Origin of the sequence: Massilia sp. BHUDP2 (assembly GCF_046236355.1) — a bacterium.
GTDB classification, from domain to species: domain Bacteria; phylum Pseudomonadota; class Gammaproteobacteria; order Burkholderiales; family Burkholderiaceae_D; genus Telluria; species Telluria varians.
Genome location: NZ_JBJUVW010000004.1, coordinates 329,754 through 343,617 on the forward strand (window position 1 = coordinate 329,754; position 13,864 = coordinate 343,617).

14 protein-coding genes and 1 riboswitch are annotated in these 13,864 nt (G+C 67.4%); of the genes, 6 read left to right on the forward strand and 8 right to left on the reverse strand.

The genetic code is table 11. The features are described from left to right. The first annotated feature begins 29 nt into the window (after positions 1–29). The 4 genes from yghU (at position 30) to ACK6C6_RS23015 (ending at position 2,553) form a co-directional block, all read left to right on the forward strand. Positions 30–866 (forward strand): glutathione-dependent disulfide-bond oxidoreductase, encoded by an 837-nt coding sequence (gene yghU / locus ACK6C6_RS23000; protein WP_209587883.1) that lies wholly within the window; start codon positions 30–32, stop codon positions 864–866. Between the two features lie 101 nt (positions 867–967). Next, complete coding sequence (locus tag ACK6C6_RS23005; RefSeq protein ID WP_209587882.1) at positions 968–1,447, forward strand: VOC family protein; 480 nt, start codon at positions 968–970, stop codon at positions 1,445–1,447. Positions 1,448–1,557: 110 nt separating this feature from the next. Beyond that, on the forward strand, positions 1,558–2,193 hold the full coding sequence (locus ACK6C6_RS23010; protein ID WP_409269478.1) for an exopolysaccharide biosynthesis protein: 636 nt from the start codon (positions 1,558–1,560) through the stop codon (positions 2,191–2,193). A gap of 144 nt (positions 2,194–2,337) precedes the next feature. After that, positions 2,338–2,553, forward strand: coding sequence for a hypothetical protein (locus ACK6C6_RS23015; RefSeq protein ID WP_409269479.1), 216 nt, complete (start codon positions 2,338–2,340; stop codon positions 2,551–2,553). 15 nt (positions 2,554–2,568) lie between these two features. Here ACK6C6_RS23015 and ACK6C6_RS23020 read toward each other — a convergent pair whose 3' ends face one another. From ACK6C6_RS23020 to ACK6C6_RS23035, 4 genes are all read right to left on the reverse strand, one after another. Next, on the reverse strand, positions 2,569–3,183 hold the full coding sequence (locus ACK6C6_RS23020; protein ID WP_409269481.1) for an exopolysaccharide biosynthesis protein: 615 nt from the start codon (positions 3,181–3,183) through the stop codon (positions 2,569–2,571). After that, complete coding sequence (gene htpX / locus ACK6C6_RS23025) at positions 3,180–4,052, reverse strand: protease HtpX (protein WP_209587878.1); 873 nt, start codon at positions 4,050–4,052, stop codon at positions 3,180–3,182. The genes ACK6C6_RS23020 and htpX overlap by 4 nt, the downstream gene beginning before the upstream one ends. 33 nt (positions 4,053–4,085) lie before the next feature. Then, positions 4,086–5,645 (reverse strand): TerC family protein, encoded by a 1,560-nt coding sequence (locus ACK6C6_RS23030; protein ID WP_409269483.1) that lies wholly within the window; start codon positions 5,643–5,645, stop codon positions 4,086–4,088. 138 nt (positions 5,646–5,783) lie between these two features. Then, positions 5,784–6,101: a hypothetical protein gene (locus ACK6C6_RS23035; RefSeq protein ID WP_209587876.1), complete on the reverse strand. Its 318-nt coding sequence runs from the start codon at positions 6,099–6,101 to the stop codon at positions 5,784–5,786. A 43-nt stretch (positions 6,102–6,144) separates the two neighbouring features. On the opposite strand from ACK6C6_RS23035, the gene ACK6C6_RS23040 reads away from it, so the two are divergent. Together ACK6C6_RS23040 and ACK6C6_RS23045 are read left to right on the forward strand one after the other, a co-directional pair. Next, complete coding sequence (locus ACK6C6_RS23040; RefSeq protein ID WP_409269485.1) at positions 6,145–7,866, forward strand: GMC oxidoreductase; 1,722 nt, start codon at positions 6,145–6,147, stop codon at positions 7,864–7,866. Beyond that, positions 7,863–8,405 carry a gluconate 2-dehydrogenase subunit 3 family protein gene (locus ACK6C6_RS23045; protein ID WP_409269487.1) on the forward strand — a complete coding sequence of 181 codons (543 nt, stop codon included), beginning with the start codon at positions 7,863–7,865 and terminating at the stop codon, positions 8,403–8,405. The genes ACK6C6_RS23040 and ACK6C6_RS23045 overlap by 4 nt, the downstream gene beginning before the upstream one ends. Before the next feature lie 9 nt (positions 8,406–8,414). Here ACK6C6_RS23045 and ACK6C6_RS23050 read toward each other — a convergent pair whose 3' ends face one another. From ACK6C6_RS23050 to pstS, 4 genes are all read right to left on the reverse strand, one after another. Continuing rightward, positions 8,415–8,978: a manganese efflux pump MntP family protein gene (locus ACK6C6_RS23050; RefSeq protein ID WP_027867031.1), complete on the reverse strand. Its 564-nt coding sequence runs from the start codon at positions 8,976–8,978 to the stop codon at positions 8,415–8,417. Positions 8,979–8,980: 2 nt separating this feature from the next. Continuing rightward, a riboswitch (yybP-ykoY riboswitch) is annotated at positions 8,981–9,170 on the reverse strand. Positions 9,171–9,174: 4 nt separating this feature from the next. Further along, positions 9,175–11,889, reverse strand: coding sequence for an EAL domain-containing protein (locus tag ACK6C6_RS23055; protein ID WP_409269489.1), 2,715 nt, complete (start codon positions 11,887–11,889; stop codon positions 9,175–9,177). A 74-nt stretch (positions 11,890–11,963) separates the two neighbouring features. Further along, positions 11,964–12,605 carry a winged-helix domain-containing protein gene (locus tag ACK6C6_RS23060; protein WP_409269490.1) on the reverse strand — a complete coding sequence of 214 codons (642 nt, stop codon included), beginning with the start codon at positions 12,603–12,605 and terminating at the stop codon, positions 11,964–11,966. A gap of 56 nt (positions 12,606–12,661) precedes the next feature. After that, positions 12,662–13,699: a phosphate ABC transporter substrate-binding protein PstS gene (pstS, locus tag ACK6C6_RS23065; RefSeq protein ID WP_409269492.1), complete on the reverse strand. Its 1,038-nt coding sequence runs from the start codon at positions 13,697–13,699 to the stop codon at positions 12,662–12,664. Positions 13,700–13,864 lie beyond the last annotated feature (165 nt).

Genomic DNA, 13,864 nt, shown 5'->3' on the forward strand with positions numbered 1-13,864 from the left:
ACTTTGACCAGATTCCCAAGGAGCGCCCGATGACCGATCAGTACGTCCCACCCACAGTCTGGACCCCGCCCGCCTCCTCCGGCGGCACCTTTGCCAACATCAACCGCCCGGTCGCCGGCCCGACCCACGAGGCCGCACTGCCGGTCGGCAAGCACCCGCTGCAGCTGTACTCGCTGGCCACGCCCAACGGCGTGAAGGTGACCATCATGCTGGAAGAGCTGCTGGCCCTCGGCCACAGCGGCGCCGAGTACGACGCCTGGCTCATCAAGATCAACGAGGGCGCCCAGTTCTCGAGCGGCTTCGTCGAGATCAACCCGAATTCCAAGATCCCGGCGCTGGTCGACCGCAGCGCCGATGAACCGGTGCGCGTGTTCGAATCCGGCTCGATCCTGGTCTACCTGGCCGAGAAGTTCGGCGCCTTCCTGCCAAAAGATGGTCCGGCGCGCGCCGAGACCATGAACTGGCTGTTCTGGCAGATGGGTTCGGCGCCCTTCGTGGGCGGCGGCTTCGGCCACTTCTATGCCTACGCGCCGGAAAAACTGCAATATCCGATCGACCGCTATGCGATGGAGACCAAGCGCCAGCTCGACGTGCTCGAGCGCGAGCTGGCCAACAAGCAGTTTGTGGCCGGCAACGAGTACACGATCGCCGACATGGCGATCTGGCCGTGGTACGGCGGCATGGTGCGCGGCGAGCTGTACGATGCCGGCGAATTCCTCTCCGTGCACGAGTACCGGCACGTGCGCCGCTGGGCCGACGAGATCGCGGCGCGCCCGGCCGTCGTCCGCGGCCGTAAGGTCAACCGGGTTCGTGGCAATCCGGAGGAGCAGGTTCCCGAGCGTCACGACGCTTCCGACCTGGACTGATCTTCCGTAAGGGAGACCGTGGCAAGCGAGGAAGGCGCGCGCGATTGCGTTATGCTGGCGCGCGATATTCCGAACGATGTGCCTACGATGGGAGACATGCCATGGTCAGCAAGAACACGATTTGCCTCTGGTTCAACGGAACCGCGCTGGAAGCGGCGCAGTTCTACGCGGCGACCATTCCCGACAGCGCGCTCGGCGAGGTGTTCCGCGCACCGAGTGACTATCCGGCCGGCAAGCAAGGTGACGTCCTGACCGTCGCCTTCACCGTGGCCGGCATCCCCTGCATCGGCCTGAACGGCGGCCCGGTCTTCCCCCATACCGAAGCCTTTTCCTTCCAGATCGCGACCGATGACCAGGAAGAAACCGACCGCCTGTGGAACGCCATCGTCGGCAACGGCGGCCAGGAAAGCGCCTGCGGCTGGTGCAAGGACAAGTGGGGCCTGTCCTGGCAGATCACGCCACGCGTGCTCAGCGAAGGCATTGCCGACCCCGACCCGGCCGTGGCGAAGCGCGTGTTCGAGGCAATGATGACGATGCGCAAGATCGACGTGGCGGCGATCGAGGCTGCGCGGCGCGGCTGAACGGGAACGGACAGCGGCCTGTGGGCTGCGCGTACTTGCCATTCAGGCGGCGGAAGCATGCGCTCCTGCACTATACTCTTGCCTTCCCGCCAGGAACCATGAGAAGCACGATGAAAGAACCCATGCAAGCTGAACCGGTCTTCAAGAAACTGCGCGGCATGGTCCGCTCCCTGCCGCCCGGCGGCATCACCTTGAGCGAACTGATCCGCCGCGTCGGCAACGAAGGCCTGCTGATTCTGACCGCCCTGCTTACCCTGGTCTTCCTGATTCCGGTGTCGATTCCGGGGGTGAGCACCGTGTTCGGCGCCGCAATCCTCCTGATCGGCGTCAGCCGCCTGTTCGGCCGCGAACTCTGGGTCCCGGCAAAGCTGAAGCACCGATTGATCTCCACCAGCAAGCTGCGCCCGGCGCTGCGCAAGGCGCTGCCCTGGCTGTACCGGATCGAACGCGTGTGCAAGCCGAATCGTATCCAGTGGCTGGTGGCGAATGGCTCGATCCAGCATCTCAACAACGCTGGCCTGATCCTCGGCGCCGTGCTGCTGATGATGCCCTTCGGCCTGATCCCGTTCAGCAACACCTTCCCCGCGGTCGCCCTGCTGTTCCTGGCGATCGGCCTGCTGCAGCGCGACGGCGTCAGCGTACTGCTGGGTCACGTCAGCAACGTGGTCACCATCCTGTATTTCAGCCTGCTCATCGGTGGCGGCGGCCTTGCCGCGCGCGAGCTCTTCAACCGCATGGTTGGCTGAGCAGCTCGAAGTCCGGTCTGCAATACCAAACGAGCAATTTTTGCTGTTTAGCCACTAAAACATCAACTTAGTGCAAAGTCTTAAGAATTTACTTTAAGTGCATTTACAGCTCTGCTAGCATCCTTCGCTCGCATGGAGGAACGCATGGCAGAGCAAAGCAGGAACGATGCACGCAGTGACCTGGTGACGGCTGGCCAGGTCGAGGAGGGCCTGAAATTATGCGCGCGCTACGGCGTCCACCCCGCCCTGCTGTTCATGGAACAGGTCGGGGTGCCGCGCCGGGTGGCCCTGCGCGTGCTGTGCTCTCCCGAACACTTCCGCCAGCGCGACCGCCGCCGGCACCCCCGTCCCGTACGCTGACAGCAGCCCTGGCACCTAAGGCAGCCAGGCCGCCACCGCGTACAGCGCCATCTTGACGAACACGATCACCACGCCCGACACCAGCGCCGCGGATGCCAGGGCCGCGGCCAGTCCGGCCAGGATCCAGTAGCCGTCGCGTTCGAGGATGCCGAGCGCCAGCAGGCTGATCGAAAAAGCCGGCAGCATGTTCCCCATCGGGATCGGCAGCAGCACGACCACGGCCAGCACCAGGCACACCGCGCCCACCAGGTATTCCATCGGCGGCAGCGCCAGCGCACTGGCCCGTGGGCGCAGCAGGCGCTCGGCGCGCTGCAGCCAGGGGTGCATGCGCCCTACCAGCGCGCGGAAGGCCGGGCGCGGGATCGAACGCGCCGCGATGAAGCGCGGCAGCCAGGGCCGGCGCCCGAAGGCCAGCTGCGCCGCCAGGAACACCAGCGGCAGGCCGAGGATGGCCGAGGTGCCGGGCAGCGCCGGCAGCGCGTTGGGAAAGGCAAACACGAACAGCAGGGCGCCAAGCGCGCGGTCGCCCAGGGCCGCGAGCAGGTCGCCGATCGAGATCCGCTCGCCCTCCTCCTCGGCCAGGCGCTGCAGCACCGCCGACAGCGCGCTTCCCGCGGCGGGGCCGGTCATTGCGCCTGCAATGCCGCGATGCGCGCCTCGATCGGCGGATGGCTGGAGAACAGCGACAGCGCGCCCTTGCCGGAAATGCCGAAGGCCGCCATGTTCTTCGGCAGCTCCCCTTCGGCCAGGCCGCCCAGGCGGCGCAGCGCCGCGATCATCGGCTGCGGGCGGCCCAGGATCTGTGCAGCCCCGCGGTCGGCGCGGAATTCGCGCTGGCGCGAGAAGTACATCACGATGATGCTGGCCAGGATGCCGAACAGGATCTCGCACACCACCACCGTGACCATGTAGCCGATGCCCGGCCCCGACTGTTCGCTGTCGTTCCGGCGCAGCATCTGGTCGACGGCGTAGCCGACCACCCGCGCCAGGAACACGACGAAGGTGTTGACCACGCCCTGGACCAGGGTCAGCGTGACCATGTCGCCGTTGGCGATGTGCGCCACCTCGTGCGCCAACACCGCTTCCACCTCCTCCTGCGACATCGAGGCCAGCAGGCCCGTGGACACCGCGACCAGCGAGCCGTTGCGGGTGGCGCCGGTGGCGAAGGCGTTCGGCTCGCCCTCGTACACGGCCACTTCCGGCATCTTGATGCCGGCCTTGCGCGCCTGCTCCCCCACGGTATTGAGCAGCCAGGCCTCGGTGGCATTGGCCGGCTGGGCGATGACGCGCGCCTTGGTCGACCATTTGGCGATCGGCTTGGACAGCCACAGCGAAATGAAGGCGCCGCCGAAGCCCATCAGCGCGGCGAAGGCCAGCAGCATGGGGAGATTCAGGCCGTTGGCGGTGAGGAAGCGGTTGACGCCGAGCAGGCTGGCGCTCAGGCTCAGGACCAGCACGACGGCCAGGTTGGTGGCGAGGAACAGCACAATGCGTTTCATGGGTTTTCCTTCAATGACAAATGAGATAAAGAGTCAGCCCGCGGCGTCCTGCGCCTGCAGGTCCAGGCGCGTGATCGCGACGCGCAGGATGCGCCGGTCTTCCACCGCCAGGATCTCGAAGCGCAGCCCGTCGGTCTCGATCGCCTGGCCGGCGGCCGGCAGGGTTTCGAAACGCGCCAGCAGGTAGCCGGCCAGCGAGCTGTAGTCGGCGTCCGGGTCGACCAGGCGATCGGATTCCAGCACCTGCTCGAGCAGGTGCAGGTCGGCGCTGCCGTCGGCCTCCCAGCGGCCCGGTCCCTGCGCGCGGATCGCCGGCTGCTCGTCCTCGTCCGGGAACTCGCCGGCGATCGCTTCCAGCAGGTCGATCGGCGTCAACAGGCCCTGGACCACGCCGTACTCGTCGGCCACCAGCACCAGCTGGCCGCGGGCGCGCTTGAGCGTGTCCATGGCGCGCAGCACGCCGGCGGTGTCGGGCAGGTAGATCGGCTTGCGCAGCAGCGCCGGGTCGGCCTCGTCGATGCGCTCGTAGAGCAGCAGCGCCCCGATCAGGTCCTTGGTCCGGGCCACGCCCACCACCCGGTCGACGTCGCCGCGGCAGACCGGCAGCTGGTTGTGCGGGGTTTCCTGCAGCTGCTGCAGGATGGTGGCCGCGTCCTGTTCCAGGTTCACCCAGGACATCTCGGCGCGCGGCGTCATGATCGAGCGGATCGAGCGGTCGGCCAGGGTCAGCACGCCGCTGACCATGTTGCGCTCCTCGACGGCGAAACTGTCGTCCGGCTCGCGCGCTTCTTCCGGCGCCTCTTCCTGGGCATGGCGAGGCTTGCCGAGCAGGCGCAGGACCGAGTCGGCGGTGCGCTCGCGGAACGGCAGGCGTGCCTCGTTCTTCAGGAAGTTGCGGCGCGCGAACTGGTTGAAGGTCTCGATCAGCACCGAGAAGCCGATCGCCGCGTACAGGTAGCCCTTCGGGATGTGGAAGCCCAGTCCCTCGGCGATCAGGCTCAGGCCGATCATCAACAGGAAGCTCAGGCACAGCACCACCACGGTCGGGTGGGCGTTGACGAAGCGGGTCAGCGGCTTCGAGGCCAGGATCATGACGCCGATCGAGATGACGACGGCCGCCATCATGACCCACAGTTCGTCGACCATGCCCACCGCCGTGATCACCGCGTCCAGCGAGAACACCGCGTCGAGCACGACGATCTGGGCCACCACGGCGGCGAAGCCGGCATACACCTTGTTGCCGGACTGGACGTGGACCACGCCCTCGATGCGCTCGTGCAGCTCGACCGTGGCCTTGAACAGCAGGAACAGGCCACCGATAAGAAGAATCAGGTCACGCCCGGAGAAACTGAAGGAACCGAGCGAGAACAGCGGCGTGGTCAGGGTGACCAGCCAGGAGACGATCGTCAGCAGGCCGAGGCGCATGGCCATGGCCAGGGACAGGCCCAGCAGGCGGGCCTTGTCGCGCTGGTGCGGCGGCAGCTTGTCCGCCAGGATCGCGATAAAAATCAGGTTGTCGATGCCCAGGACGATTTCCAGGAACACCAGGGTCAGCAAACCCACCCAGATCGAGGGGTCCATTAGCCATTCCATCTTGCTTGCCTTAATAAATGTGAAGAAGCGGGGTCCACCGACGATGGTCGGCGGAAGAAGTCCGGAGGCAGGCAGGCGCGCGCGGGCGCCGTCCAGGGCAAACCGGACGGACGACAGGAGGGGAGCCACGCTCCCGCGTCAGGCGCGGCGGGGTGGCTTGTCGGGAGGCGGCAGGGAGAGGCGGTCAGGCGGCGCGGCGTGCTGCGGCACCGCGGCGGCGCGCAGGCCGGCCAGGTTCAGGCGGGTGTCCTGGTGCACCAGGTCATGCAGGTCGGCCACCGAGGGCGGCTCGTCGGGATCGATGTCGGCGTTGGCGTTGCCCTGGAAGGCATCGCTGCCGGTCATGCTCGCATGCGTGTGCGCGCCATCGGGCTGCGCCGTCGACACGGAGATCGACAAGGCCAGGACGTTCAGCGGGAACAGCAGGATCAGGAAAATGACGAGGAGTCGTCTCATACGATGGGGACAAGCATGACGATGCGAGTATATCATGCGTTTGATGAACACGATCCCAGCCTCTCCCGCCGCACCGGCACTCAACATCAAGGCAGCCGATGCCCATACCTACGATGCCATCGTGATCGGCTCGGGCATCAGCGGCGGTTTCGCGGCCAAGGAGTTGTGCGAACTGGGCTTGCGCACCCTGGTCCTCGAGCGCGGCCGGACGGTGGAACACATCGCGGACTATCCGACCGCGCTGAGCGCGCCGTGGGAGCTGCCCAACCGGAATCAGCTGAGCCGCAAGATGCGGGAAGACAATCCGATCGCCAGCCGCCATGCTTCTTTCCAGGAAGCGACCGAGCACTTCTTCGTCAAGGACAAGGAACACCCGTATGTGCAAACCCGCCCTTACGACTGGATCCGCGGCTACCAGCTGGGCGGGCGCTCGCTGACCTGGGGGCGCTGGACCCAGCGCTGGAGCGAGCAGGATTTCGAAGCCAATGCCAGGGAAGGCATCGCCGTCGATTGGCCAATCCGCTATCGCGACCTCGCGCCCTGGTACAGCCACGTGGAGCGGTTCGTGGGCGTCAGCGGCACGCGCGATGGCCTGTCCCAGGTGCCGGACGGCGAATTCCTGCCGCCACTGCAGATGACACCGGTCGAGGAGCACTTCAAGCGCCAGCTCGCCAGGCATTATGGAGACCGCCACCTGATCGTCGCGCGCATGGCCAACCTGTCGGTGCCGCACCTCGGCCGCGGCAGCTGCCAGAACCGCAACCTGTGCGTGCGCGGTTGTCCGTTCGGCGGCTACTTCAGCAGCAATAGCGCGACCCTGCCGGCGGCGGCCCGGACCGGCCTGCTGACCATCCGCCCGCACGCGGTGGTGGAATCCATCATCCACGATCCCGCCAGTGGCAAGGCCCGGGGCGTGCGCGTCATCGACGCGAACACCAGGGCGAGCACCGAGTATTTTGCGAAGCTCGTGTTCGTCAATGCGTCGACCCTGAACACGACACTGATCCTGCTGAACTCCACCTCCAGCCGCTTCCCCCGGGGCATGGGCAATGACAGCGGCGAGCTGGGACACAACCTGATGGACCATAACTGCAATGCCACGATCGGCGCCGAGATTCCGATGTTCCAGGACCAGTACTACCAGGGGCGCCGTCCCGGCGGCGTCTACCTGCCGCGCTTTCGCAATCTCGGGTCCGACCGCAGCAGCGCCTTCCTGCGCGGCTTCGCCTACCAGGGCAGCAGCACGCGCACGCCGCGTGCTACGCCCCCGGGCCTGGGGCCGGAACTCAAGGAAGCCTTGCGCGATCCCGGTCCATGGCAGATCAGCATGCGCGGGATCGGCGAATGCCTGCCCTACCACAGCAACAAGCTCAGCCTGAGCCCGAGCCTGCGCGATGCCTGGGGCATGCCCTTGCTCGAGGTCGACGCCGCTTTCGGCGACAACGAACATGCGATGACACGCGACATGCTGGCCGCGGGCAGCGAGATGTTCGAACGTGCGGGCTTCACCAACATCACCACCCACGAGGCGCACGACAACATGGGCCTGCGCAACCACGAAATGGGCACGGCCCGCATGGGCCGCGATGCGCGCACCTCGGTGCTGAACGGCCACAACCAGGTATGGGGTGCCCCGAACGTCTTCGTCACCGATGGCGCCTGCATGACCTCGAGCGGAACCGCGAATCCTTCGCTCACTTATATGGCGCTCACTGCCAGGGCCGCGCATTTCGCCGTGGACCAACTCAAGAAAGGAAACCTGTGAGCGCGCCGCCGGATAGCCGGCGCCGCCGCGTGCTGCTGTCGATGGCGCTGGGCGGCGTCGGCCTTGCCGGCGGCTGCAGCCTGCCTGCCCTGCGGCGCGACACCCAGCGCAGCGCGCTCGGTGCGCGCGACGTGCTGCTGCTCGACGACCTGGGCGAGACCATCGTGCCGGCAACGCCCGGCCTGGGCGGCGCGCGCGCGGCGGCGATCGGCCTGTACATGCTCGCCACGGTCAATACCTGCTGGCCGCTGGACGAGGCCCACGCCTTCGTGCGCGGGCTCGATGCGCTGGAAGCAGCCTGCACCCAGGAACATGGCAAGGGCTTCGGCGCGCTGAGCGAGGCGCAGAAGCTGGCTTTCCTGACCCGCTGGAGCCTCGATCCGACGGGGGCGAGCATGGTCGCCATGCTCAAGCGCCTGACCGTGCACGGCTACCTGACGTCGGAAATCGGGGCCACCCAGGCCCTGCGCTACGATCCGGTGCCGGGCACGTATCGCCGGATCCGGTATGCGAAGGGCGACAGGCGCTGGGCGACCTAGCTTGGAGCCTTACTGCGACAGGTGTTCGATCAGGATGGTCGTGCCGACCAGCACCAGCACCACGCCGCCGATGCGCTCCGCATTGCGCCCCACCGCCGCGCCCAGGCGCCGCCCGAGCAGCACGCCGATGGTGACCATCACGGTGGTGGCAATGCCGATCGCCACCGCCGCATGCACGATCGAGACGTCCACGAAAGCCAGTCCGACCCCGACCGCCATCGCATCGATGCTGGTGGCCACCGCGGTCAGCACCAGCACCAGGAAGTTCTGCGAGCCGGCGCGCTCCTCCTCTTCTTCCTCGTCGCCGAAGGACAGCCACAGCATGCGCCCGCCCAGGCCCAGCAGCAGGAAGAAGGCGATCCAGTGGTCCCACTGGCGGATGGCGTCGGCGGCCAGCGAACCCAGGGCCCAGCCGATCAGCGGGGTGATCGTCTCGATGCAGCCGAACAGCAGGCCGATCCGCAGCGCCTGCGGCAGGCCAGGATTGCGCAGGGCGGCGCCCTTGGCGATCGCCGCGGCAAAGGCGTCGGTCGACATGGCGAGGGCGAGGAATACGAGGGCGGTGAAAGTCATGCTGGGGTTCCGGTCGGACAAAAACACAAAGGCGCACCCGCACGCCCGACAATGGCGCGGATGGGCCGATGGTCTCGCCAACCGCTAGGTCGCCCGCGCCACGCTTCAGCATCAGAAACTGAGTGAAGCGAGTATGTTGACACGGGCCCTCCCGCATTGCGCAGGAGGAGGCTACTCCCCACAGGGTGTGGGCATTCTAGAAGGAAACAACCTCCGGCGCAAGCGAACCGGGCGCCAACAGGAAGCGCCGCCCCATCATCTGCAACATCTCGCCGGCCGGCACCGGGCGCGCGATGTAATAGCCCTGGACCTCGTTGCAATCCAGGCCGCGCAGGATCTCGAGCTGCTCCTCGGTCTCGACGCCTTCGGCCACCACGGACATGCCGAGCGCGTGGGCCATCGACACGATCGCCTGGAAGAACACCCTGCCCTCCTTCGAGTTGCCCAGTTCCGTGGTGAAGGCGCGGTCCACCTTCAGCACGTCCATCTTCAGGCGCTGCAGCTGCGACAGCGAGGAGTAGCCGGTGCCGAAATCGTCCACGTGCAGCTTGACGCCGAGGGCGCGCAGCGCGGCCAGTTCGGCCAGGATCTCGTCGTGGTCGCCCATCATGGCCGACTCGGTGATCTCGATCTCGATCAGGCTGGCCGGCACGCGATGGCGCGCCATCGCGCCGCTCAGGTGGCGCTGCACGCCGCCGCGCAGGAACTGCTTGGGCGAGACGTTGATCGAGACCGGCACCAGGTCGGCGCCCGCCTCGCGCCAGGCGGCCAGCTGGGCGCAGGCCTTGTCGATCACGATCTCGCCGATGTTGCGGATCAGGCCGGTGCTTTCCGCCAGCGGGATGAATTCGCCCGGCGCCACCACGCCCAGTTCCGGATGGCGCCAGCGCACCAGCGCCTCCATGCTCAGCAGCTCGCCGCTGCGGGCGTCCACGCGCGGCTGGTAGTGCAGCAGGAACTGGTCGTGCTCGATCGCTTCGAGCATGCGCTGCTTCAGGCGGGCGCGCGCGTTCAGGCCGTTCGACAGCGCCGGGTCGAAGAAGCGGTACTGGCCCTTGCCCTCGTTCTTCCCTGCGTACATGGCGATGTCGCTGTGGCGCACCAGGGTCTCGGCGTCCTGGCCGTCGCGCGGGAACATGCTGATGCCGATCGAGGCGCCCACCGCGTGCAGCTCGTCGCCGATCAGGAAAGGCACGCCGAAGGCCTCGACGATGCGCGCCGCCACCGAGGCGGCCTGGCGCTCGCCCTCGCAGGGATGCAGCAGCACCAGGAACTCGTCGCCGCCGAAGCGCGCCACCCGGTCCGTCGGGCGCAGCAGCGACAGCAGGCGCCCCGCCGCGCTCTTGAGCAGCAGGTCGCCGGTGGCGTGGCCGTGGGTATCGTTGACCTGCTTGAACTCGTCGAGGTCGATGAACAGCAAGGCCAGGCCGGCCTCGCTGCCGCGCGCCTGCGCCAGGATCGCCGGCATCGCGGCCAGGAAAGCGTGGCGCGTGGCCAGGCCGGTCAGCACGTCCTCGTTTGCCAGGCGCTCCAGCTGGGTCTCGTGGGCCTTGCGCTCGCTGATGTCCTGCAGCGTCACCGCCAGCCCGTTCTCGACCCGCACCAGGCGCCGGCGTCCCCAGCTGATGTTCAGGCGGTTGTCCAGGGGCATCTTGCGGTCGTCCTCGTAAAAGCCGCTGTCCATCGCCTTGCGGTAGGTGTCGAGCAGCGCTTCCCCGAACAGGGCGCTGTCGACCTGCGACAGGCTGCTGCCCACCAGGGTGGCGCGCGTCAGCCCGTAGAAGAAGGCGCCGCGCTCGTTGCAGTCGACGATGCGAAAGTCCGTGATGTCGCCTTCGCGGTCGCGCACGGCGGCGGCCATGTAGAAGCCGTCGTTGCCGCTTTCGGTCGCGGTGCGGTAGGCGCGCTGCACTTCTTCCTGCTCGCGTTCGCGCAGCACGGCGCGCCGGGCCAGCACCGAACCGGCTGCACCCAGCAGCAGCAGGCAGGCGCCGATGGCGATGGCGCGGTCGCGGCTGTCGATCCAGGCCGCCTGCGCGGCGGCCAGGGCATTGGTGTGCGACAGGCCGACCAGGGCCACCAGCGGATAGGCACTCGAGTGGCGCCAGCCGAGCACGCGCGCCTGGCCGTCGGCGAAACCATCCTGCCCCTGCACCAGGCGCACGCCATGGTCGCCCGCCCACAGCTCCGCGCGCGCCGGCAGCAGCCTGGCGCCGCCGTCGCGGAAGGCGCTGCCGTCGCTGTGCTGCTCGGCGCGCAGGCGCCCTTCGCTGCCGGCCAGCGCCGCCACGCCGCCCGCGCCCAGCGTGGCCGGGCTGACGAAGGAGGTGAAGTAGCGCGCATCGACCGCCATCAGGACGATGCCGTCGAATTCGTCGTCGCGGGTGTCCAGGCGGCGGGTGAACAGCACCAGTTCGCCGCCCTCGCCTTCCTTGACGAAGCGTGGCGGCGCGGCGCCGACGCGCAAGGCGGTCGAGATGTGGTTGCGGTGGTGGACGAAATAAGGCCCGGCGGACAGGTCGCTGCCGAGCAGCGCGGGCCGGGTCGAGGCCTGCACCATGCCGTCGCGGTCGACGATCGCGACCACGCCGAAGGCGGCGTCGGTGAACATGCCGTCGCGCCGCAGTTCGTCGAGCAGGCCAGGGTCGCGTCCCTTCTCCCAGCTGAACTTCAGCTGCATCGTGACCTGGTCCATCTGGCCGACCGAGCGCGTGATGTACTGCTCGTAGGCCTCGGCATAGGCGCCGGCGTCCTTGCGCGCCTGGGTGTCGGCGCGCGCGCGCTCGGCCTCGGCGCGCAGCACGGTGGCGATCCACAGCGCCGCACACAGGAGCAGCGCGAGGAGCGGCCAGATGAAAACGAGATAGCGGTTGGTGCGGGAAGCGGTGCGGACGGCGGCGTGGATGCTCATGCAGGCTGGGTCAAGGACGCAAAGTTGCCGTAAGTCTACTTAGCAAACATGTCATCCCGATGACATGGTCTGCCTCAGGCCGCCGACAGCATGTAGCCGGCCCCGCGCACGGTCTTGAGCAGGGACTTGGCGCGTCCCAGCGCCTTGCGCAGGCGCAGCACGTGGACGTCCACGGTGCGCTGGTCGAGCCGGTCGTGCGAAGCCCATAGCTGCTCGAGCAGCTGGGCGCGCGAGAACACCTGGCCCGGGTGGCACAGCAGGAAGCGCAGCAGCCGGTATTCGGCGTGGCGCACCTCGACCTTGTGGTTGCCGACGCGCACGGTGCAGCTGAGCGGATCGAGCACCAGGCGCCCCAGGCACAGCAGGCGCTCGTCCGGCGCGTCGTCCGGCGGCGGCTGGGGGGTGAATTCGGCGAGCGGGGGCGGCGCCGTGCGTTCGCCGTCGGTGGATTCGGCGGCGAGCAGGATCACCGGTTTCTCGCGCAGGCGGCGATCGCCGCGCAGGCGCGCCAGCAGGCGCAGGCCGCCTTCCTGGCGCAGCATCGATTCCTGCAGCAGCAGTTCGGGGCGTTCGCGCCCGATGAAATCCCAGGCCTGCGCCAGGCTCGGCACGCTGTGCCAGACCCACTCGTCTTCGTGCAGCGAATACTTGAGCAGCTCGGCGATGGCCGGCTTGTCGTCGACGACCAGGACGATCGTGTTAGCCGTTGTCATCATGGGGTCCAAAGAAAATCCGGCAGCCCAGCTGCCGGAATCGTGACGGAGTCAGGAGATCAGTAGATCGCCTTGCCCGATGCATCCTTCAGGTTGGCCTTCCAGTTGGCCTGCACCAGCTTGACGACCGATGCCGGCATCGGCACGTAGTCCAGCTCTGCGGCAGCCGGGGCGCCGTTCTTGAAGGCCCAGTCGAAGAACTTCACGACTTCCAGGCCCTTGGCGGCATCGGCCTGGGTCTTGTGCATCAGGATGTAGGACACGCCCGTGATCGGCCAGCTCTGCTTGCCGGCCGCGTCGGTCAGCACCACGCCGAAGCCCGGGGCCTTGGTCCATTCGGCGCCGGCGGCGGCAGCCTTGAAGGCCTCGTCGTCCGGTTGCAGGAAGGCGCCGTCCTTGTTCTTCAGCTGGGTGTGCGACAGCTTGTTCTTCTTGGCGTAGGCCCACTCGACGTAGCCGATCGCGCCCTTGATGCGCTGCACGTTGGCGGCCACGCCTTCGTTGCCCTTGCCGCCCACGCCCACGGCCCACTTCACGGTGGTGCCGGCGCCGATGCTGTTCTTCCAGTCGGGGCTGGTCTTGGCCAGGTAGTCGGTGAACAGGAAGGAGGTGCCCGAGGAGTCCGCGCGGTGCACGACGGTGATGTCTGCGCTAGGGAGCTTCACGCCCGGGTTCAGCGCGGCGATTGCTTGTGCGTCCCACTTGGTGATCTTGCCCATGTAGATGTCGGCCAGCACCGGGCCGGTCAGCTTGAGCTGGCCCGGCTGCACGCCTTCGACGTTGACCACGGCGACCACGCCGCCCATGATGGCCGGGAACTGCATCAGGCCGGCTTCGTCCAGGTCTTCGGCTTTCAGCGGCATGTCCGACGCGCCGAAGTCCACGGTCTTGGCCTTGATCTGCTTGATGCCGGCGCCCGAACCGACCGACTGGTAGTTCAAGCCATTGCCGGTGGCAGCCTTGTACGACTCGGCCCACTTGGCGTAGATCGGGTACGGGAAGGTCGCGCCGGCGCCGGTCATGTCTGCGGCGTGGGAGGTCGACATCGCGAACACGGCGGCAGTGGTGGCTGCGGCGGCGAGGATCTTCTTGAACATTGGCTTCTTATTCCTATTCCTGGTTGATGGAGGTGTGTTTTGGACCACGCGGCAAAGTCTAGTCCGCCGATATGACCGGAATATGACGGCAATGTGACCGCTCCGTGACCGCATGTGCGCGACCGCGGCGGGCAGGTTTGCTATGATGAGGATTCCAAAAAAACA